At 46.7% G+C, this 20,235-nt stretch carries 18 protein-coding genes; 8 read left to right on the top strand and 10 right to left on the bottom strand.

Translation table 11 applies throughout. From position 1 onward, the window contains the following. Positions 1-60 precede the first annotated feature (60 nt). From R7P35_RS14785 to R7P35_RS14770, 4 genes are all read right to left on the bottom strand, one after another. Positions 61-1,041: an OmpA family protein gene (locus tag R7P35_RS14785; protein WP_005374035.1), complete on the bottom strand. Its 981-nt coding sequence runs from the start codon at positions 1,039-1,041 to the stop codon at positions 61-63. Between the two features lie 454 nt (positions 1,042-1,495). Then, positions 1,496-2,620 carry a M14-type cytosolic carboxypeptidase gene (locus R7P35_RS14780; protein WP_205391264.1) on the bottom strand — a complete coding sequence of 375 codons (1,125 nt, stop codon included), beginning with the start codon at positions 2,618-2,620 and terminating at the stop codon, positions 1,496-1,498. A 113-nt stretch (positions 2,621-2,733) separates the two neighbouring features. Next, positions 2,734-4,134 carry an FAD-dependent oxidoreductase gene (locus R7P35_RS14775; RefSeq protein WP_213904395.1) on the bottom strand — a complete coding sequence of 467 codons (1,401 nt, stop codon included), beginning with the start codon at positions 4,132-4,134 and terminating at the stop codon, positions 2,734-2,736. 216 nt (positions 4,135-4,350) lie between these two features. Beyond that, positions 4,351-4,710 carry a DUF3316 domain-containing protein gene (locus R7P35_RS14770; protein WP_064369428.1) on the bottom strand — a complete coding sequence of 120 codons (360 nt, stop codon included), beginning with the start codon at positions 4,708-4,710 and terminating at the stop codon, positions 4,351-4,353. Positions 4,711-5,122: 412 nt separating this feature from the next. Here R7P35_RS14770 and R7P35_RS14765 point away from each other — a divergent pair, with 412 nt between their 5' ends. Next, positions 5,123-6,049 (top strand): VirK/YbjX family protein, encoded by a 927-nt coding sequence (locus tag R7P35_RS14765; RefSeq protein WP_005374042.1) that lies wholly within the window; start codon positions 5,123-5,125, stop codon positions 6,047-6,049. A gap of 12 nt (positions 6,050-6,061) precedes the next feature. Next, positions 6,062-6,613 (top strand): outer membrane beta-barrel protein, encoded by a 552-nt coding sequence (locus R7P35_RS14760; RefSeq protein WP_205391266.1) that lies wholly within the window; start codon positions 6,062-6,064, stop codon positions 6,611-6,613. Between the two features lie 67 nt (positions 6,614-6,680). Here the strand turns inward: R7P35_RS14760 and R7P35_RS14755 are convergent, their stop codons facing one another. The 5 genes from R7P35_RS14755 to R7P35_RS14735 all read right to left on the bottom strand — a co-directional run bounded on the left by R7P35_RS14755 (position 6,681) and on the right by R7P35_RS14735 (position 13,005). After that, the gene (locus tag R7P35_RS14755) at positions 6,681-7,586 is read right to left on the bottom strand and encodes an EamA family transporter (protein ID WP_318092271.1); all 906 of its coding nucleotides are present in this window, start codon (positions 7,584-7,586) and stop codon (positions 6,681-6,683) included. 66 nt (positions 7,587-7,652) lie between these two features. Further along, positions 7,653-8,357 carry a phosphonate utilization transcriptional regulator PhnR gene (phnR, locus tag R7P35_RS14750; protein WP_005442366.1) on the bottom strand — a complete coding sequence of 235 codons (705 nt, stop codon included), beginning with the start codon at positions 8,355-8,357 and terminating at the stop codon, positions 7,653-7,655. Positions 8,358-8,366: 9 nt separating this feature from the next. After that, positions 8,367-10,091: a putative 2-aminoethylphosphonate ABC transporter permease subunit gene (locus R7P35_RS14745; protein WP_318092269.1), complete on the bottom strand. Its 1,725-nt coding sequence runs from the start codon at positions 10,089-10,091 to the stop codon at positions 8,367-8,369. Between the two features lie 8 nt (positions 10,092-10,099). Then, a complete protein-coding gene (locus R7P35_RS14740) occupies positions 10,100-11,206 on the bottom strand; it encodes a putative 2-aminoethylphosphonate ABC transporter ATP-binding protein (RefSeq protein WP_005432488.1) in 1,107 nt (368 codons plus the stop codon). A 788-nt stretch (positions 11,207-11,994) separates the two neighbouring features. Next, on the bottom strand, positions 11,995-13,005 hold the full coding sequence (locus R7P35_RS14735; RefSeq protein WP_024701545.1) for a putative 2-aminoethylphosphonate ABC transporter substrate-binding protein: 1,011 nt from the start codon (positions 13,003-13,005) through the stop codon (positions 11,995-11,997). A 266-nt stretch (positions 13,006-13,271) separates the two neighbouring features. Here R7P35_RS14735 and phnW point away from each other — a divergent pair, with 266 nt between their 5' ends. The 3 genes from phnW to phnX all read left to right on the top strand — a co-directional run bounded on the left by phnW (position 13,272) and on the right by phnX (position 16,687). Beyond that, the gene (gene phnW / locus R7P35_RS14730; RefSeq protein WP_318092265.1) at positions 13,272-14,375 is read left to right on the top strand and encodes a 2-aminoethylphosphonate--pyruvate transaminase; all 1,104 of its coding nucleotides are present in this window, start codon (positions 13,272-13,274) and stop codon (positions 14,373-14,375) included. 26 nt (positions 14,376-14,401) lie between these two features. Further along, positions 14,402-15,781, top strand: coding sequence for an aspartate aminotransferase family protein (locus R7P35_RS14725; RefSeq protein ID WP_318092263.1), 1,380 nt, complete (start codon positions 14,402-14,404; stop codon positions 15,779-15,781). A 90-nt stretch (positions 15,782-15,871) separates the two neighbouring features. Continuing rightward, positions 15,872-16,687 carry a phosphonoacetaldehyde hydrolase gene (gene phnX / locus R7P35_RS14720; protein WP_318092261.1) on the top strand — a complete coding sequence of 272 codons (816 nt, stop codon included), beginning with the start codon at positions 15,872-15,874 and terminating at the stop codon, positions 16,685-16,687. An 86-nt stretch (positions 16,688-16,773) separates the two neighbouring features. Here phnX and R7P35_RS14715 read toward each other — a convergent pair whose 3' ends face one another. After that, positions 16,774-17,802, bottom strand: a complete 1,029-nt coding sequence (locus R7P35_RS14715) for a LacI family DNA-binding transcriptional regulator (protein ID WP_005442357.1) — start codon at positions 17,800-17,802, stop codon at positions 16,774-16,776. 248 nt (positions 17,803-18,050) lie between these two features. Here R7P35_RS14715 and R7P35_RS14710 point away from each other — a divergent pair, with 248 nt between their 5' ends. The 3 genes from R7P35_RS14710 to R7P35_RS14700 are packed head-to-tail and all read left to right on the top strand — an operon-like array spanning position 18,051 to position 20,106. Beyond that, on the top strand, positions 18,051-18,494 hold the full coding sequence (locus R7P35_RS14710; RefSeq protein WP_005384357.1) for a PTS sugar transporter subunit IIA: 444 nt from the start codon (positions 18,051-18,053) through the stop codon (positions 18,492-18,494). Between the two features lie 58 nt (positions 18,495-18,552). Beyond that, positions 18,553-18,840, top strand: a complete 288-nt coding sequence (locus R7P35_RS14705; RefSeq protein WP_005374080.1) for a PTS sugar transporter subunit IIB — start codon at positions 18,553-18,555, stop codon at positions 18,838-18,840. A 9-nt stretch (positions 18,841-18,849) separates the two neighbouring features. Then, positions 18,850-20,106: a PTS ascorbate transporter subunit IIC gene (locus tag R7P35_RS14700; RefSeq protein WP_005384349.1), complete on the top strand. Its 1,257-nt coding sequence runs from the start codon at positions 18,850-18,852 to the stop codon at positions 20,104-20,106. Positions 20,107-20,235 lie beyond the last annotated feature (129 nt).

Below are 20,235 nucleotides of genomic sequence, written 5' to 3'. Positions count from 1 at the left end.
CGGGATCAAAAAAGCCAGCGTGATACACGCTGGCTTTTGGAACTGTCTCTTAAGCAGGAATTATTCTGCTTTCTCAGTGGTTTGGTATTCAAACGCAGGGACAACTACTTCAACACGACGGTTCATTTGACGACCTTGACGTGTTTCGTTGCTTGCTACTGGGTTAGCTTCACCCATGCCTTTCACTGTCATACGCTCAGCCGCAATACCTTTTGCTTGGAACTCGTCAGCAACGGCTTTCGCACGTTTTTCTGTGAGTTGCTTGTTGTAAGCAGCAGAACCTGTCGTATCGCTGTAACCCGTGATCTCAACTTGAGCTTGTGGGTAAGTATTCATCAAATCAACGGTACCAGAAAGGTTCGACGCATCTTTCACTTCTGCACTTTCTAAGTCGAATTGTACTGTCGCTGTTGTTTGAGCAGGGTAAACGTGATCTACAATGCGGGTTGCAGGACGTGCTTCTACCACCTCTTCAACGGCTTTTTCTTGAACGACTGGCTCAGAACCAAACTTGTAGTTGAAACCGATACCGAAGAAATCTGAATCCATGTCTTCAATTACATCATCAGACATATCTTGGTAGCGTTGGTATTCAGCACGTAGGCTCCAGTTGTAGTTGATTTGGTATTCAGCACCCAGAGAGCCAGTTGGTACGAAATCTTTCTCGTCACCAGCCATCATGTATGCAGCACCAACTTTCGCGAATAGATTCCAAGAATCCGTTAGTGGTAGGTTAAATTTAGGAGCAAGCGTCAATGCCCAAAGATCACCATCAACGGTGTTTAGGCCAGGCTTTTTGAAGTTTGCAGTGAAGTCACCAAGGTAATCAACACCATACTCTGCCGCAACGTACTTGTTGAAGCTGTAGCCTAAGTGCATAGATGCTGCAAAACTGTCGTCGTCACAAGGTTCGTTTAGGTAACACGCATCGTTTAGAGAGTTGTAACCTACTTTACCGCCCATGTAAGTGTCAGCAAGTGCAACGTTTGAGATCACACCACCAGCAAGTACAGTAGCCACTGCTATAGCGATTTTTTTCATTATTCTTTTCCTTTTTCTTGTACACAAAGCAACACATCGCGGCAGCATACTGCCGTAAAATATGAAGCCGTAACTTTCTCTTTTCTTCGAATAGAAATAGCTAAATAGCGTAGGAAAGAATCAAAAATGATATTCAAACGCCAATGACGTAAAACGGAAAAAGGTAACCTCAAGACCATCTATTCATGAGCTTCATCCGCATACCCAACCGAAAAATAAAGTTCGTTGCGTTGGTTTAGCCATAGTCAATTCGTTGCGGAGAATATCACAAAGAAGCCAACTTTCTGTGACGCAAATCACCATAAAAAACCACTTTCTCAAATTTAAGAATCATCATTTAAGCTTGTGAATGGCAACAAATTTTTACAGGGGAGCATGGATGTGGAGAGCACAAAAAAACAGCTCATTTAAATGAGCTGTTTTCGAAATAATGAAAAAGCGTTAACTCGTCGCGCTAAATTTTATCCGCTACGGTTAACGTTGCAGCTAATACATCTTGCCCAAACAAGACACTACGCTCAGGAGACCAACCGTAAAGTGGATCTGGGTGATTGTTGTTATCTTTAAATGGCATTTCGATTGTGTAAGACAAGCATTTGAACTGCTCTGCAACCCAATTTGAACCCACAGTCAAATTCGCTTTACCAGGCTCATCTTTATCGTAACCAATCTCATCTTGGAACTCTGGCGTAATAGTCAGTAACGCTTGCTTAAATGATGTCTCTAAAGCGGCAAGATTTTCATCGTAAGAAGGAATACCTTCTGAGCCAGCGACGAAGTTATACGGAATCGCTTCATCGCCATGAATATCTAAAAACATGTCAACACCCGTTTCCAGCATGCGCTGACGCACAAGGTAGACTTCTGGGCTCTTTTCCATTGATGGCGTTTGCCATTCACGATTTAGGTTTACACCTACTGCGTTGGTACGCAAGTGACCGCGAATACCACCGTCTGGGTTCATGTTTGGTACGACGTAAAGCACCGCTTTTTCAAGCAATGCACGCGCAATCGTGTCGTTTTCATCTAACAGACGTTGGATCATACCTTCCATGAACCATTCTGCCATCGTCTCACCTGGGTGCTGACGTGCAATCATCCAGATTTTCTTTTTACCTTCTTCTGGCTCACCGAAAGTAAGCAAGCTCATGTCGTTGCCGTCTAATGTGTGGCCTAGTGTTTCAAGTTGGCAGTGGTGCGCGCTTTGTGCCATGTGTAACAAGTCTAAATGACGATCGTACGTGTATGGCGCAAAGTACGCGAAGTAAATTGAGCTGCGCTCAGGGATTACAGTGAAAGTCAGCGTGTCGCCATCGAACTCTGCCGGTACTCGGAACCATTCTTCACGATCGTAAGACGCAACCACATCGTAACCTTGCCATCCTTCTGGATAAGCCGATTTAGCCAAATCAAGCAATTTGATGGTGTGTGATTGCTCGGCTTCTGTCTCAAGACGGAAGTGGAACCACTGGTAGAATTCCGACATATTGTCGTTAGGAATTTTGAGTTGGATGTCGTTTTTGTCGTCCGCTTTCACTACGTGAATGCTGCCGCTATCGAAGTTGCTGAATACTTTCATTTTATGACTCACCTTTTAAATCTGAGCTTGAAAGACAGAGGCTAACACAAGGCTTCATCGCGCCCCAATGACTTTCACTGCAAACTGTCTCGTTTGTGGCTAAAGTCTTCAGTTTAGTCAAGCTTATCCGCTTTGCCTGCTGGTCCCGCGAGTTTTGCTAGCCACTTATCCCAGATGAATGGCGTCTGCTCGTTATCTTCTGCTTCCTCTTTGCGACGTACCGCGTTGCGTACCATCATTGCTCCCGTCCAACGGAATGGCTCTGGCGGGAAATGCCCCAACGGCCCTTTGGCTAAACCGCTTTTCGTCCATTCATTATCGATTCCCAATGCCAACGAAGATAAGATTTTTCCGCCCATTCGAGTCTGCGCTACACCATTGCCTGAATAACCAAATCCGTAAAAGATATTGCTCTGTTTATCTAGCTCGCCGAAAAAAGGGAAACCAGTAGCAGAACGATCAGAGCCCCCCGTCCATGAATAAGCAAACTCCTCTCCTCTCAAATGAGGAAACAACTTATCGAACGACTTGCGCAGTAGACCTTGGTAGCGTGTTGGCTTGTTAAACATTGCGTCAACTTGGTTATTGAAAGAAAACTGATTGCCGCCTTTCCCCAACATCAAACGGCCATCTGGCGTATCTCGGTAATAGTGTACAAAAATACGAGAATCCAACACACTAGAACCTGCCTGCCAACCAGATTGAGGTAGTGCGTCACCAAGCGGCTTGGTGATCACCATGTCGGAAGAGACCACCACGATACTGTTTTTAAACTGTTTAAACTGCTCCACCATCCATGCGTTCAATGCCAACACCACCTGCTGCGCTTGAACATTTCCTTTAGGTGTACAGACAGTGGCAGGTTTTCCATAATCTAGACGCGTCATCGGCGTATTCTCATAGATTTCAACATCCAACTCCATTGCGACGCGTCTTAATCCTCTCGCCAATAAAGCAGGTTGAACGCTGGCTGCAACTGGAGAGTGAAAGCCTTCTATATTGCGCGGCGATCCCGCATTGGCACGCAGTTCCTCCACCGAGCAACGACGCCAACTGTTCACTTCTAATCGCTTTAACTCGTCCACAACTGGCTGCATTCCCCCAGTTTGAGCCTGATTGGTTGCAGTGTAATAAACCCCTTTCAACGATAATTGCGCATCGATGTTGTGCTGCTGACAAAAGTCGTCAATCTCGAGCACTGCTTGTTCCGACTCTTTTACCAACCAAGCAGCATGTTCTTCACCGAATAACCGTTTCAATGTCGGAAACTTTGTCGACCAAGTCAGCATACAACCGCCGTTTGCGCCCGATGCACCACTGCCACAAAGGCCTTTTTCAATCACGACTACCTTTTTTTCCGGAGATTGCTGCTTAATCATAATCGCGGTCCAAAGTCCGGTGTATCCGCCACCAACAATCGCAACGTCAGTATTAATGTTCTGCTGTAACGGTTGTGGCGTTTCTGGTTGCTCAGCTTCAATTGCCTGCTTGAACCAATATGAATGATGTGTCATCGGGTATCCTCGTTAGTGCGTTACATCCATTTCCGCAAACACTTTACAAACGATGATGACAATCAACGAGCAAGAAAATCTAACGCTGAGCGATAGAAAATGTTGCACTGAGAGTGTGAAAATTTTCGCTTTCGACAAAAAAAATGGGGAGCTCGTGGCTCCCCAAAACAAACAGCAAAAATATTAGTGGTAAACAATTCGAGTCCGTCTTACTGGTTAATATTTACCGGTATCACGCATGCGGTACTCGTATTGAACATTGAGAATAGGCTGGTAAACAACTTGCCCGTCACTTTGCAAGAACTCATTTACCATGACTTTTGAGTCAGTGATAGAAAACGATTGGCGATCAACATACGTTGTAAGGCTCGTAAACTCATCACGGAGTTGTCCAGATGATTTATTTTGGTAGCTTTGGATCATGTCTCGGCCCATTTCATAAGCCGCTTGTTTGCTATCCATTACGTCGCCATGGATAGTTTCGGTATCGTTTGTCCAATGATAACCACCAGCAAGAGCCATAGAAGGTGCAGCAATCAGAGCAATCGTACTTGCTAAAGTTGTTAAGCGTTTCATAAACCTCTCCTTACTTACCTTTACATCGGGCCAAAATTGGCTCGATACTTATAAGATACGTATAAAGACCTAAAACACGTCAAAACAATTTCAAATAATGTTCAATTTTCGTTCAACTTATTTCACATTAACTTAGCAACTCAACGTCATATTCAGCCGACATTCGCATTTTCTTCATTTTGAACAATGGGTTTCAACCTGACACTTTCTTACCAAACCATACAATACCTAAGGTCAATTTTCTCTTAGAATTCCAGCAAAAGAACAGTGTTCAAAACCTTACACAAACGTCGGACACAGCAAAAACCACCTCTTTTCAGTCGTGCTTTGCATTCCTCCTTTTCGGGTTCTTCGCTGCTCGTCCGTCGGTTCTTAATTGTCGCTATTGAGCACAAGTTAATCTGGAGTGAAAATGACCGCGAACAAATCCATTTTTTACCATAGCAAATCGATTTACTCAGATGATTATGCTGATGTCTACAAGCCAATTTGGACCTACAGAGCTAAGTTCATCTTACGTGCGCTTTATTACAAACGTGCGTTTAAGCACCTTTCAGACAATATTGAATCGTCATTGTTAGAGTTGCTTTGTACACGTACGCATCGATTTTTAGAGAAGCCGTTTCGTCCGTATATCATCAAAAACAACTCAGCGTTCGATCGTTCTAACTTGGTGGTTGATCACTATAAAACGATTTCAGAACTGTTTTCTAAACAAACAATCGAAGAAATCTACACAGACTCGAAAGGCCTAACATTAGCCTCTTTTGAAATTGACGAAATACTGTACTCGGTGAGATTAGTATACGAAGCACGTTATCAAAAAGAAGGCGACATGAGCCTAGTGCTGCACAGCGCTGAAGATGGCAACTTCTACACGCTCTCTTTTACGCTCGGTCACATCGAATCTGGACGCAGCATTATGATTGGCGGCTTACAAGGACCGCGAAGCAGTGAAGAAAACAACGCGAAAATTAAAAAGCTAACTCGTAAGCTTTACGGACAGAGACCAAAAAGCTTGATGGTGAGCTTGCTCACTTTGCTCGCACAAATTTGGGAAGTGAACACGATTCTAGCAGTGAAAACGCAGTCCCATACTTACGCAGCTAAGCGCTACAGCAAAGGGCGAATCAAAACGGATTACGATGCACTCTGGCAAGAATTGGGCGGCACCGAATACAATCGTCATTTTTACTCAATTGATGTAAATGCACCCCGTCGAGATATCGAAGGCATGTCGCGCTCTAAGCGTTCGATGTATCGTCGCCGTTATGAATGGCTAGACAACACCAAGGTCACTTTCGAACAAATATTAAAAGGCGAGCAAGCTAAAAGCTAAGGAGAAGCGTTCATGCGTTATTCATTCATTACTGCTTTAGTGTTGTCGGCTTTTTCTTTGTCAGCCAATGCAGAAACCAGTGAGCACATCATAGGTACAAACATTGGCTATGGCGATGTGAACTACGATGCGCCGACAAGCAAAGAATCAGGCGACATGTTCTTAGGTGAAATATATTACCGCTACATGCCAACACATAACTTTGGTATCGAAGCAGGTTATAAAGGCGCGTTTGACGGTATCGGCTCGATACTCGTGAGTCCGATTTCAGAAGTCACCGATACGAGCTTCTCCGGACCTCGCTTGAGTGGCTATGCTAGCTATCCTCTGGGTTCAGGTTTCGAACTGTACGGCAAGGCAGGTGTCACTCTCTACACTCTCGAATACACTTATAAAGTGAACGGTCAGAGCAAGAACATCGAACACTCAAGTGTCGGAGGTGAAGCGGCTGGCGGTATCGGCTGGAGCTATAAACACTTTGGTTTGAATGCAGAATATGTGTACTCAAAAAACAGCGATTTTGACTCTAGCGGCGTGATGTTTGGTGCGCGACTGCGTTTTTAAACAAGGCTTACAATTAATACAAAAGGCAGCGAGAGGCTCATTCGCTGCCTTTTTTCGTGAATATAGGTCAATACGCAAGCGCGAGAATGATCCCCGCCACGATAGAAGTAACGCCAAGCCCTCGGGTGAGATACCATTTCTCAGACAGAAACCAAATCCCCATAAACAATCCAAACACAATGCTGATTTGCCTTAGTGCTACGACCAAACTCACGTTGTCTGTCATGGTCATCGCAAACAGTACCAAGCCGTAGGTGGATGCCATCATTACCCCTGCCATGCTGGCTGTTTTGCGGATCTGCCACGCTGTCTTAATCTCATCTGGCTTGCCCGTAACTAAGCACCATACAAGGGCTGGAATACCAATCGCCCAAAACTGCACGCCCAAGTAGAAGATTGCACTGTACTGATCATTCAAGATCTCTGATGCTTGTCCTGTGCGTAAACTCAGCGCTTCTTTATCGACCACCGAGTAACCCGTTGTGCCTATTGCGGCAATCAATGCCCAGAACACACCAACGTTCAAATAAGAGCCCAATGTCATCTGACGAAAATTCGTCAGTGGTACCAGCATACAACCAAGAGTAATTAGTAAGAATCCAAGCCACTGCTGACTGGATAATTCATGTCCCAATGCAACACTGATTGCGCCGACCATCATCACAGGCAGTGCCCGAGCAATCGGATAAACCACCCCCACATCAGCGTGCTTATAAGCGACAATCAAACCAACCAGATAAACCATTTGTGAAATGCCGCTAATGAACAGCAATCCCCAAAACTCACTCGGTAATGATGTCCAGCCAATGGTTGCCAAATACCAAATCAAATAAGGGGTAAGAATGAAACATGCAGAAAAGCTGGCGGCCATGGTAAACGCGAGCCCTGACCCAGAGTTGCTTTTGCCAAGGATATTCCAGCCCGCATGGAGAACAGCAGAGAAAACGACGAGACCAATCGCCAACAAATCCATTTCAACGTTCCTGTCTGAATAAAATAAAGGCCCCGAGATGGAGCCTTAGATAATGAGAAAATCCACTTAACGATTGAGTTCCGCCAGAGATTCAATGCTGATGGCATCGTGTCGCCAATACTCGATATCGCAATCAATCAACTCACCGTGCTGGTTATAGTTGATGCGCTCCACTACCATCGCTGGCGTACCGGCTGTCGCACGCAGTGCCTGAGCCATTTCACCCAACAAAGTGCTGGTTGAAATGCGGTAGCGAATCTTTTGATACGTCACGCCATAATGATCGCGGTAAATGTCCGTCAATGAATTTGATAAATCGTAATCCAGCAGGTTCGGAAACAGCTCTGGACGAATGTAGTTTGTTACGAACACCACAGGTCTATCTTCAAGGTATCGCACTCGGTCGACTCGATACACATCCGAGAAAGGCTGCAAGTCCAGCAAACGCGCCGCTTGTTTGTTTGCCAGCGTCCCTTTTGCTGCCACCAACTCCGTTTTTGGCACACGATTTTGCGCTTTCGCCATGTTCGGGAAGTTCAGCGTTTGGGTTGGGTCGTAACGCAATGGCTCAGGTGAGATAAACCAACCTCGGCGATCTTCGCGATAAATTCGACCTTCTGCTTCTAGCAGTGATAAAGCTTCACGCAGAGTGACGCGTGTAGTATCGAACGACTCCGCCAACTTACGCTCTGCTGGCAGTTTTTGACGCGGCGATAGCATGCCCGCTTCAATCTGTTCAACAATCGAATCTTTAATTTTTACGTATTGCACGAAGTGTCCTTATCTTTTGCGCCAAGCTTGTGTGCGATTTTCTAACAATTTACCCAAAGTCATCTGAACAATCTTCGCAATTGCGGCAGCAATCATGATCATCACAGCCATTGCCGCTGCAGCGCCAGTTTGACCTGCATCGTCCATATTCAGAATCGAGACCGAAGCCGGAATCGTATCGGTTGAGTAAAGGAATACTACCGCAGAAGTGGTGGTCAATGCATTAACAAACAAGTAAGTCGCAATGTCCAAAATCGCAGGTAAACACACAGGTAATGTCACTTTAAAGAACAACTTGTATTGAGGAAGCTTCACCGATGCCGCCGTGGCTTCAATCTCCGATGGCAACTGCTTTAGCGCTGTCAGGGCGGTCATGTGCCCCACGGTGTAGTAATGCACTACCGTATTAATCACCAAGAATGCCATGGTGCCATAAAGCACGTTCAAAGGATTGTTTGCATCGTTGAAGTAAAAGATGTAACCCAAGCCAAGCACCATACCCGGAACCGCCATTGGCACCACGCTGAGCATTTGCATAACTTGGCGAATTGGACCAAACGCACGTCCTTTCTCAATGCAGTAAGCACCGACAAAGATAATGGCTGTACCAATAACCGCCGTCCAACCTGCAAGTGTTAGCGAGTTGAAGAATGGGCTCCAACCGTAGGTGCTCATTTCAGCAAAGTTGTAGTTGTTTAGCGTCAGCGCTTTGTTCCAAGGCCAGAACGTAACTAACGAGCCATACACCGCTATGCCAAGCACAGCCAACACTGCGATAGAAATGATGCTGCAGTAAACCAAACAAATGCTGTCGCGCGCTTTGTTAGGTTCTGGCTGATAAGGTACCGAGCGAGTGTCAAATAAGCTCTTTTGCTTTTTCTGTACCCAGCGGTCTGCACCAAATGCCATTACCGCAGGGAATAACAACATAATGCTGGTCACCGCACCCATGGCAAAGTTTTGCTGTCCCACAACTTGTTTGAAGATGTCAGTCGCCAAAACGTTGTAGCTGCCCCCAATCACTTTCGGCACACCAAAGTCCGTGATAACCAGCGTAAAGACGACAATGAGCGTGCTGATCAAACCGTATTTCGCTGCAGGTAACGTCACCATAAAGAAGGTTTTGATGGGCGATGTTTTAAGTGCGCGGGCTGCTTCATACAAACGGGCATCTGAAGTGCGCAACGAAGTGGTTAAGATCATCAATGCATGAGGAAAGGTCCAGAAGATCAAACCCATCGAGATACCAATCACGCCATAAATCGAGTTTCCTAACAGCATCTCTTTGGCAATGCCTTGATTACCGAAAAGAAAGATCAAACTGATCGCCGGCAACAACGAAGGCGCGAGAATCGGCGCAGTACCTAGGATTTGGAACAAACCTTTAAATGGCATACATGAACGAGTCAACGCGTAGGCATAACCAAACGCAAGCACACCCACTACCGAGGTCACAATCACGCCCAGAGTGAAGGTGTTGCCCACCGATACCCATAAGCTTGAAGAGGAAAAGTACGTCGCAAAGTTTGCCAAACCAACGAATTCGCCATTGGCATTTTGCACACTCTTGGTCAACATAGCCCAGAGCGGCATTAAGATGAACAGCACCATCATGGTCGACAAGCCAGCGAGCAAACCGAACAACACTAGGTTGTCGCGGCTGACACGTCCGAGTAGGGATTTTGCTTTGTCTTGAGTGGTCAGGCTATTCATCGTCATTGTCTTCGCATCCATGTTTACACCTACGCTGCTAGCGCTTTATCAACCGAGGGCACGGCGTAACCATGCAGCCCTTCTTCAGCAAACTGGATGTAACGTACATCGCCCGCCTTGATATTGAGTTTTTGAACCGTTTCCACAGGCACATCCACGACGATGGTTTTCGTTGAGCTGTCGTTTTGCAATACGCAATCAATGCGGAAAAACGCCCCCAAAAACTCGGTTGCGGTAACTCGCACAGGTAAAGAATTGGTGTAGTTTTCAACGAACTTGATGCTTTCAGGACGCACCGCAAGGTCGAAGCGGTCACCACGTTGGATCTTACGATTGGTCAAGCTTGGCGCTGGCATCAGGGTTTCTGCAATGCGTACTTGGGAGTCCGTTGCGACTGAGGTTTCAATAAAGTTCATGCTGCCGACAAACTCAGCGACAAAGCGCGTTGCTGGTTGTTGGTAGATTTCTTGAGGTGTGCCGACTTGCTCAATCACGCCATGGTTCATTACCACGATACGATCCGCCATCGACAACGCTTCATCCTGATCGTGCGTAACCATGATGGTGGTGATGCCAAGCTTACGTTGCAGCTTGCAAATCTCGTCACGTAAGTGAACACGCACTTTTGCATCCAGCGCTGACAGCGGCTCATCCAATAACAGTAAACCCGGAGATAGCGCCAATGCACGAGCCAAAGCAACACGCTGCTGCTGACCACCAGAAAGTTGGTTAGGAAATTTCTCGCCAGAGGTTGGAAGACCAATGGTTTCTAACCAGTAATCCACCTTCTCTAACGCTTCTTTGGTCGACATTCCTTGGTTCTTCAAACCCACTGCAATGTTCTCTTGTACAGTTAGGTTCGGAAACAGCGCGTAAGATTGGAATACGATGCCGAAATCGCGCTTCTCTGGTGGTAGGAATGTGGTCTCTTGACCGTTTTGAAAAATCGCACCAGACGTTGGCAAGTCTAAACCTGCAATGGCACGTAGCAGAGTGGTTTTACCGCAGCCAGAAGGACCAAGAAAACAAACAAACTCGCCCTTTTCAATCGCTAGCGAGATTTTCTTTAACGCAGTGAACTGTCCGAATTGCTTCACTACATTTTCGATATTTAGGTAATGTTGGTTAGTTGACATAACACACGCTCCAAATGGTATATACCAACTTTAGTTTTGGAGTGTTACGTTCCAATGACAAATTTATAGCCAGAAGATGACAAATAGATGAAGGGCGATGGGGTTTGTTTCTACGCTTGCAACCCCCTCCAACTCCCCCCTTTTCTCGACATGCTTTGCCAAGCATTTGAACGCGGTTATCAAGGGGGAGGGTTTTCTTTGCTGCAGTGAGTTCGGTGCTTTCCCGACGTCATTCTAAAGGAGCCTAGGCGAGTATTCAGAATCTACTTGAAGCGTGTTGAATGTTGCATTGTGAATTAAATTATCCGCTAATGCTGAACCAGTCCCTCCCCTTTACTAGCATAACGGTTGTAGTCCCCCGCAGTTAAAGCCAAGGGGAGGTTAGGTGGGGTTGATGGTTTAACTTTGAGTTAGGAGCTTGTCCCCCCCTCCAACTCCCCCTTTTCTTGACATGGTTTGCCAAGCATTTGAATGCGGTTATCAAGGGGGAGAGTTTTCTTTGCTGCAGTGAGTTCGGTGCTTTCCCGACGTAATTCTGAAGGAGCCTAGGCGAGTATTCAGAATCTACTTGAAGCGTGTTGGATGTTGCATTGTGAATTAAACTATCCGCGAATGCAGAACCAGTCCCTCCCCTTTACCAGCATGACTGTTGTAGTCCCCCGAAGTTAAAGCCAAGGGGAGGTTAGGTGGGGTTGCTGCTTTAAGGCTTTTGACTCTCGCCTCTTCCAAAAACAAAAAATCCACCTCAACCGAGGTGGATTTCAACATTCAAGTTAGAGCAAATTCAATTAAGACTTTGGTTCTGATTTCGCGTCAAACTTCTCAGACCAAGTCGCTAGAATCTCTGCACGCTTGCTGCCCATTTGTGCGAAGTCCATTTTCGCCATGTTCTCTTGAACGTTCGGGAAGTTAGACACGGTCGCTTTCACTTCTTTATGTGCAACCACTGGGTACATTTCTACGTAAAGCTCGTTTGCAGCTTTAGAGATTGACCAGTCGACAACACGTTTCGCTGCATCCGATTCTTTTACTAGACCAACAGCTTCTGATTCCCAGCCGATACCTTTTGGTGTGATAACCGCTAGTGGTGCGCCTTGTGTTTTCAGCTTCGCGCCGCGGCTTGCCATCGAAATACCGATAGCCACTTCACCCATACCCGCTTGAACACATGGCTTAGAACCTGAGTGCGTGTAGTGAGCAATGTTCTTGTCTAAGTCACGCATGTAGTTCCATGCCTGATCTTCACCCATGTTTTGTAGCCAAGCAGAAACCTGCATGTAGCCAGTGCCCGAAGACGCTGGGTTCGGCATTGCAATGTGACCTTTGTAAACCGGCTTCGTTAGGTCTTCCCATGACGTTGGTTTAGGCAGGTTAAGTTGTTTCGCTACCGCTTCGTTGAAACAAACTGCGTTAAAGAACGCATCGTTACCGAACCAAGCTTGGTTTGATTGAGGGTCGTTTAGGTTCGCGTGCAGCTCTTCCAAACCTTTTGGTGTGTAAGGCTTAAGAAGACCTTCATCTTTAAGCAGTGCCATTGACGAGCCAGCAAGACCCCAAACCACTTCCGCTTGAGGGTTGTTCTTTTCTGCCAGCAATTTCGCCGTCATGATACCGGTGGAATCGCGAACCCACTTAATCTTGATATCTGGGTTATCTTTCTCAAACGCAGACTTGTATTTAGCAAGAATGTCAGTTTCGAAAGCGGTGTAAACCGTGACTTCCTGTGCTGCCATTGCATTCGTAGCTAGCAGAGAGACAAGTGCAGCCAGCGATCCTTTCATCAAACGGTTTTTCATCATTTTCTCCAGTTAATTTGGCTAAGTTTTCATTTGGTCTGTACCAATTGACGATATACACCCTACTGAGCCTTTGTGACGAATTCATGACCATTAAATGGCAGTTTTACGAAAATATTCGATGAATAATCGTTCAATTGATCCACCATTTTCTGGATATTAAAGTTTTATGAAATTGGAGATTCGCCTGTTTACTGCCCTATTCTTCCTCGCTAGAGTGAACTCGAAATTTGGTGTAGACCAACTAGCCTATTCTGATGGAAATCGAGATGAAAAACGAATACCTACTACTGACTCCAGGTCCTCTATCTACTTCTGAAACGGTACGTGAAGCCATGCTAAAAGACTGGTGTACTTGGGATGATGAATACAACAAAGACATTGTAGAAGTGATCCGCATTAAGCTTGTAAAACTGGCGACGGAGCAAGACGGCTACACCAGTGTACTAATGCAAGGTAGCGGCACCGCATCAGTCGAAGCAACGATTGGCAGTGCCATTGGCAAAGATGGAAAATTGTTGGTTGTCGACAACGGTGCGTATGGTGCACGCATCGCTCAGATCGCTGAATACCTAAATATTCCATGCCATGTAGTTTCCCCAGGCGAAACATCACAGCCACACTTGAACGAGGTGGAAACTGCATTGGCATCGGATCCTGCTATCACACACGTGGCGATTGTTCACTGTGAGACAACCACTGGCATGCTTAACCCAATTGAGGCATTTGCTTCTGCGGCAAAAGCACACGGTAAAGTCGTGATTCTCGATGCCATGTCGAGCTTTGGTGGCATTCCTATCGATATCGCAGAGCTAGGCATCGATTTTATGATCAGCTCTGCAAACAAATGTATTCAAGGCGTGCCGGGCTTTGGCTTTGTGATTGCGAAACAAACTGAGCTAGAAAAGTGCCAAGGTCAGGCACGTTCTTTAAGCCTTGATCTTTACGACCAGTGGCACTGTATGGAAGTGAACCACGGCAAATGGCGTTTCACGTCTCCAACGCACACGGTTCGCGCTTTCTATCAAGCCTTGTTAGAGCTGGAACAAGAAGGCGGCATTGAGGCTCGTCATAACCGTTACCAAACTAACCAGAAAACACTGGTTGCAGGTATGCGTTCTTTGGGGTTTGAGCCACTACTGAGTGATGACCTTCACTCGCCAATCATCACTTCTTTCTATTCTCCGACGCACAGTGATTACCAATTCAAAGCGTTCTACACACGTTTGAAAGAGCAGGGCTTCGTGATTTATCCGGGTAAGGTGTCGAACGCAGATTGCTTCCGTATCGGCAACATTGGCGAAGTTTACCCAGCAGATATCGAGCGCTTAATCGGTGCGATTGAAAAAGCCATGTACTGGCAAGTTGCGTAAAGCAGCCTTCTGATTGAGAAAGCGTTATGACTCAGAATATCAAACCGACCCATTTCCGCAGCGAAGGTGATGTCAACACGACGCCAGCGCGCCAAGCTTGGAATGCATCGATGGACGACGAACGCACGCAAGCATTATTGAAGCGTGATTCGGAGGTCTTTCTTCATCAAGCCATGTCGACGCCTTGCTTAGATACCTTGGAAGCAGCAGAAGGCATCTACATCCAAGATGCCACCGGCAAAAAGTACATGGATTTCCATGGCAATAACGTCCATCAGCTGGGCTACGGTCATCCGCATGTGATTAAACGTGTGCAAGAGCAAATTGCCAAACTGCCGTTTTCACCACGTCGTTTTACCAATGAAACCGCAGTTGAATGTGCCGAAAAACTCACCCAAATCTGTGGCGGTGAATTGAATCGCGTGTTGTTTGCTCCGGGTGGCACATCTGCGGTTGGCATGGCGCTTAAACTAGCCCGCCACATCACGGGCAACTACAAGGTGGTGTCTCTGTGGGATTCCTTCCACGGCGCATCATTGGATGCCATCTCAGTAGGTGGCGAAGCGTGTTTCCGCCAAGGCATGGGACCATTAATGGCAGGTGTTGAGCGCATTCCACCAGCCGTATCTTACCGTGGTGCTTTCCCTGTCGCGGACGGCAGCGATGTGCATTACGCCGACTACCTTGAATACGTGATTGAGAAAGAAGGTGGCGTGGGCGCGTTTATCGCAGAAGCGGTTCGTAATACCGACGTACAAGTGCCAAGTAAAGCCTACTGGAAACGCATTCGAGAAATCTGTGACAAACATAATGTCATGCTGATCGTCGACGACATCCCTAACGGCATGGGTCGTAGCGGTGAATGGTTTACCTACCAAGCCTACGACATCGAGCCAGATATGCTCTGCATCGGTAAAGGTTTGGGCGGAGGCTTAGTGCCTATCGCAGCCATGGTAACCAAAGACAAATACAACACCGCCGAGCAAATCTCAATGGGTCACTACACTCATGAGAAAAGCCCTATAGGTTGTGCTGCAGCACTGGCAACCATGGAAGCCATTGAGCAAGACGGCTTGCTAAATAAAGCCAAATCCGACAGCCAGTTCATGCGTGAAAAGCTGCTAGAGATGAAAGCCAAATACCCAGTGATTGGTGATGTGCGTGGCATCGGCATGTTGTGGGGCATTGAACTGGTCACCGACGACGAAAGCAAAGCACGCGCGTATGACGAAGCGGAAGCTGTGTTGTACCAATGCCTCAACAACGGAGTGAGTTTCAAGGTATCGCAAGGCAATGTGATTCAACTCAGCCCACCGCTGATCATCACTCGCGAACAGCTGACAGAAGCGTTGGCGATCTTCGAAGAAGCCATCGCCAAAGTGTGTAAAGACTTTAGCTACATTTAGGGTCAATAGACCTCAACAAAAACCAATTTATCCTGAGCGCAGTTCCGACGTGTAGGCAAGCGCTCTGGCAAGCAAGAAAAAGGATTGAACATGAGCAACTCACCAATTCAAGCAGTGATCTTTGACTGGGCTGGCACTATCGTCGATTTCGGCTCTTTTGCACCAACCAGCATCTTTGTGGAAGCGTTCAAACAAGGCTTTGACTTTGAAATCGACCTAGAAGAAGCGCGTGAACCAATGGGACTTGGTAAGTGGGATCACATCCAAGCTGTGGGTCGCATCCCTGCAGTTGATAAGCGTTGGAATGAGAAGTTTGGTCGCTCAATGACCAGCGAAGACATCGATGCAATCTACGCAGCATTTATGCCTTTGCAGAAAGCAAAAGTAGCTGACCACGCAGAGCCAATTCTCAATGCGATTGAAGTTGTGAACGGTCTGAAAGACAAAGGCATCAAGATCGGTTCTTGTTCTGGTTACCCCCGCGAAGTGATGGACGTGCTGATCCCTGTTGCAGCGGATTACGGCTACAAACCAGATTACGTAGTAGCAACGGATGACCTGCCGCAAGGTGGTCGCCCAGCACCATTTATGGCACTGAAGAACGTGATTGAGCTGAATGTAACGGCCGTTAATGCGTGTATCAAAGTGGATGACGCAGCACCGGGCATCGATGAAGGTCACAACGCCGGTATGTGGACCGTTGGCTTGCTGCTTTCAGGTAACGAAGCAGGTCTAACGTTTGAAGAATACCAAGCCGCGGACGAAGCAACGCTTAATGCTGCTCGTGAAAAAGCGCGTGCAAAATTGATCAAGAGCTCGCCGCACTACCTTATCGACACCATTGCTGACTTCCCAGAAGTGGTTGCAGATATCGAACGTCGCCTAGCGGCTGGTGAGCGTCCTTAGTCGACAATCACTATTCTCACGCATAAAAAAACCTCTCAGCATCGAGAGGTTTTTTGTATCGCGTTTTAGTATCTAACCAAATAAAATTAGTTGATTGCAGTACTCGCTCGGCGTTTTAGCTTAAAGCCCATGTCCGTTGCGTGCTCTACAGGCTCGCCTTTAATGGCTTGCAGTAACTTGTCTGCGGCTTTCGTCCCCATACGTTCGTAATCGAATTCCGCACAGGTCAAACTTGGGTAGGCGTGCTCACCCATGGAAGAGCCTTCCAAACAGATAATCGCAATGTCGGTCGGGACTTTCAGCACTCGGCGGTGACACTCAAACAACGCGCCAATCGCAATCTCTTCATGGCTACATACCAGAGCATTCAAACTTGAATCGCGCAGCAATAACTTTGCCAACCCTTCCGCACCTAATTGTGAAGATGGCGCTTCGTGGGTGGTTAAGAAATGGTCCGGTGCAAGGTAGTTCTCAATCATCGCGCTTTGCCAGCCGTGCAGCTTACGTTGCAAAGTGGAGTGATCCCCACGTGCCCCAATGAAGCCCACGTTCTTGAAGCCTTGCTCAATCACATGCTTGGTACAGGCTTTACCCACCTCAAAATGGTCAACGCCGATATTGAGATAGCTCGCTTTCGAACTTAACTCAGCAATTTCCAATACTGGTGTGTTCGAGGCTTCCAAAAGTTGATTGGTACGTTGGCTGTGTTCATTACCAAACAGCACCACTCCCGCTGGGCGGCTCTCAAGAAATGTCGAAAGCAGTTTCTCTTCTTGTTCTACCGAGTAGTCGCTGTAGCCAAGCAGCAACTGATAACCCGCCTTGTTCAACGCTTGTTGAAAGCTCGGTAAGAAAAGCGCGCACGCTTTTTCAAACAGGGAAGGAATGATAAGAGCGATGGAGTAACTTTCAGCAGATGCCAAAGCCCCTGCCGCTTTATTCGGGATATAGCCGAGCTCATCAACCACCTGTTGAATCTTTTCTCTCAGCTTGTCAGATACTAGCTCGGGCGTTCGTAATGCTCGCGACACCGTCATGGTGCCTACGCCGGCTTTTTTAGCGACGTCCGCCAAGGTGACATTGCCAGTACTTCTTCGTTTGCGAGGTTCGCTCATTGTTCTTATTTAGTGTTCTCTATTTTCTGCCGCGACATCTTACCACAGCGTTTTAGTGGTTTTGATATTAGCGCATTAGAAGTCGATCACAAGCATATGAAACTCGGATGATTGATAAAAATGGTAGCGCTATCACAATTTATGATAGCGCTATCAGATAGCGCTACCATTTGTGATCATTCTCAGGTTTTTCTGACAAATTGATCGATAAAGTACCCATCAACAAAACAACAAACCGGAAAGATCCAATGCTACGTGAACTGATTACCTCTGATGTGATTCGCATCCATTCTGATGCTACTGACTGGAAAGATGCGGTGAGCAAATCCTGTGAAGCACTGATTGAAAATGGTGCGATTGAGCCAAGCTACGTGGACGCTATTTACCGCTCACACGAAGAGCTAGGTCCTTACTACGTGGTAGGTCCTGGTATGGCAATGCCACACGCTCGCCCTGAAGATGGCGTTAACCGTTTGTCTCTTGCTATCACGGTGATTCAAAACGGCGTGAACTTCGATTCTGAAGGTAACGATCCAGTAAAAATGCTGGTTACGTTAGCCGCGACAGACAGTAACTCGCACGTGGATGCGATTTCTAAACTGGCTGAGTTGTTTATGAATGAAGAGCATGTAGAAGCCATCTGCACCGCTCAAAACACACAAGATGTTCTCGCGATCATCGAAAAATACTAACTCCTGATGTGCCCTTCAAAATGGGCATACACCCCTATAAAAAGAAAAGGTCTGAATTATGAAAATTATGGTTGTTTGCGGTCACGGTCTTGGTACTAGCCTAATGATGGAAATGAGCATCAAAGGCATCGTGAAAGAATTGAATGTAAACGCAGAAGTGGATCATATCGATCTAGGTTCTGCAAAAGGTACGGATTGTGACATCTTCATCGGTACTAACGATATCGTTGAACAGTTGAACGCACTTGGCGTTGAACCACGCATCGTTGCGCTTGATAACATGGTCGACAAAGTGGCAATGAAAGAGCGTCTATCTGTGGCACTTCAAGAGCTTGGCGCTCTATAAGGTGGCGTTATGGAATTCTTCAGTTTCTTAATGAACGATGTCTTATCAGAGCCGGCGGTTCTGGTAGGTCTCATCGCCCTAATCGGCTTAATTGCCCAGAAAAAACCGGTCACCGAGTGTATTAAAGGCACGGTAAAAACCATTCTAGGTTTCATCGTGCTTGGCGCGGGTGCTGGTCTGGTTGTGACTTCTCTGGGTGACTTTGCGACGATTTTCCAACACGCATTTGGCATCACTGGCGTGGTTCCAAACAACGAAGCTATCGTCTCTATCGCGCAAGAAGCGTTTGGTAAAGAGATGGCGATGATCATGTTCTTCGGTATGTTAGTGAACATTCTGATCGCTCGCTTCACTCCATGGAAATTCATCTTCCTAACGGGTCACCACACGTTATTTATGTCGATGATGGTAGCGGCGATCCTTGCTTCTAGCGGCATGAAAGGTGTTCCACTGATCGCGCTTGGCTCTCTGGTTGTGGGCTCTGTGATGGTGTTCTTCCCTGCGATTGCTCACAAGTACATGAAGCAAGTAACAGGTTCTGACGACGTTGCGATTGGTCACTTCTCTACCCTTTCTTACGTGCTAGCTGGCTTTATTGGCAGCAAGTTCGGTAACAAAGAACACTCTACTGAAGAGATGAACGTACCTAAGAGCTTGTTGTTCCTACGTGATACGCCTGTAGCAATCTCGTTCACCATGGGCATCATCTTTATGGTGACGTGTATCTTCGCTGGCGGTGACTTTGTACGCGAAGTTAGCGGTGGTAAGCACTGGTTCATGTTCGCGCTGATGCAATCCATCACATTCGCCGGTGGTGTGTACGTTATTCTTCAAGGTGTACGTATGGTTATCGCAGAAATCGTTCCAGCGTTTAAAGGTATCTCAGACAAACTAGTACCAAACGCAAAACCTGCGCTTGATTGTCCGGTTGTATTCCCATACGCACCAAACGCAGTATTGGTTGGCTTCCTATCGAGCTTTGCGGCGGGTCTTTTGGGTATGTTCCTACTTTACGTGATGGGGCTTACTGTGATTATCCCAGGTGTTGTTCCACACTTCTTCGTGGGTGCAGCAGCAGGTGTATTTGGTAACGCTACAGGTGGTCGTCGCGGTGCAATCTTGGGTGCTTTTGCACAAGGTCTACTGATTACCTTCCTACCAGTATTCCTAATGCCAGTACTGGGTGACCTAGGCTTTGCTAACACGACCTTTAGTGACGCAGACTTCGGCGCTGTTGGTATCCTACTGGGTTTGATTGTTCGCTAAGTAGTTAGTCTGAATATGACTAGCTGATAACTGACTTGATTGATGCGGGAATAGGCTCATCAGCATCAATCTTCAAGAATCTCTAGTCATAGCAAACGACGAACTTTAGAAAAAAGCAATCGTAGAAAG

It is taken from the genome of Vibrio sp. Vb0304, from assembly GCF_033338995.1.
Taxonomy (GTDB): Bacteria; Pseudomonadota; Gammaproteobacteria; order Enterobacterales; family Vibrionaceae; genus Vibrio; species Vibrio alginolyticus.
Note: the sequence above shows the minus strand (reverse complement) of the source record. Positions and strands in the feature narration are given on the sequence as shown.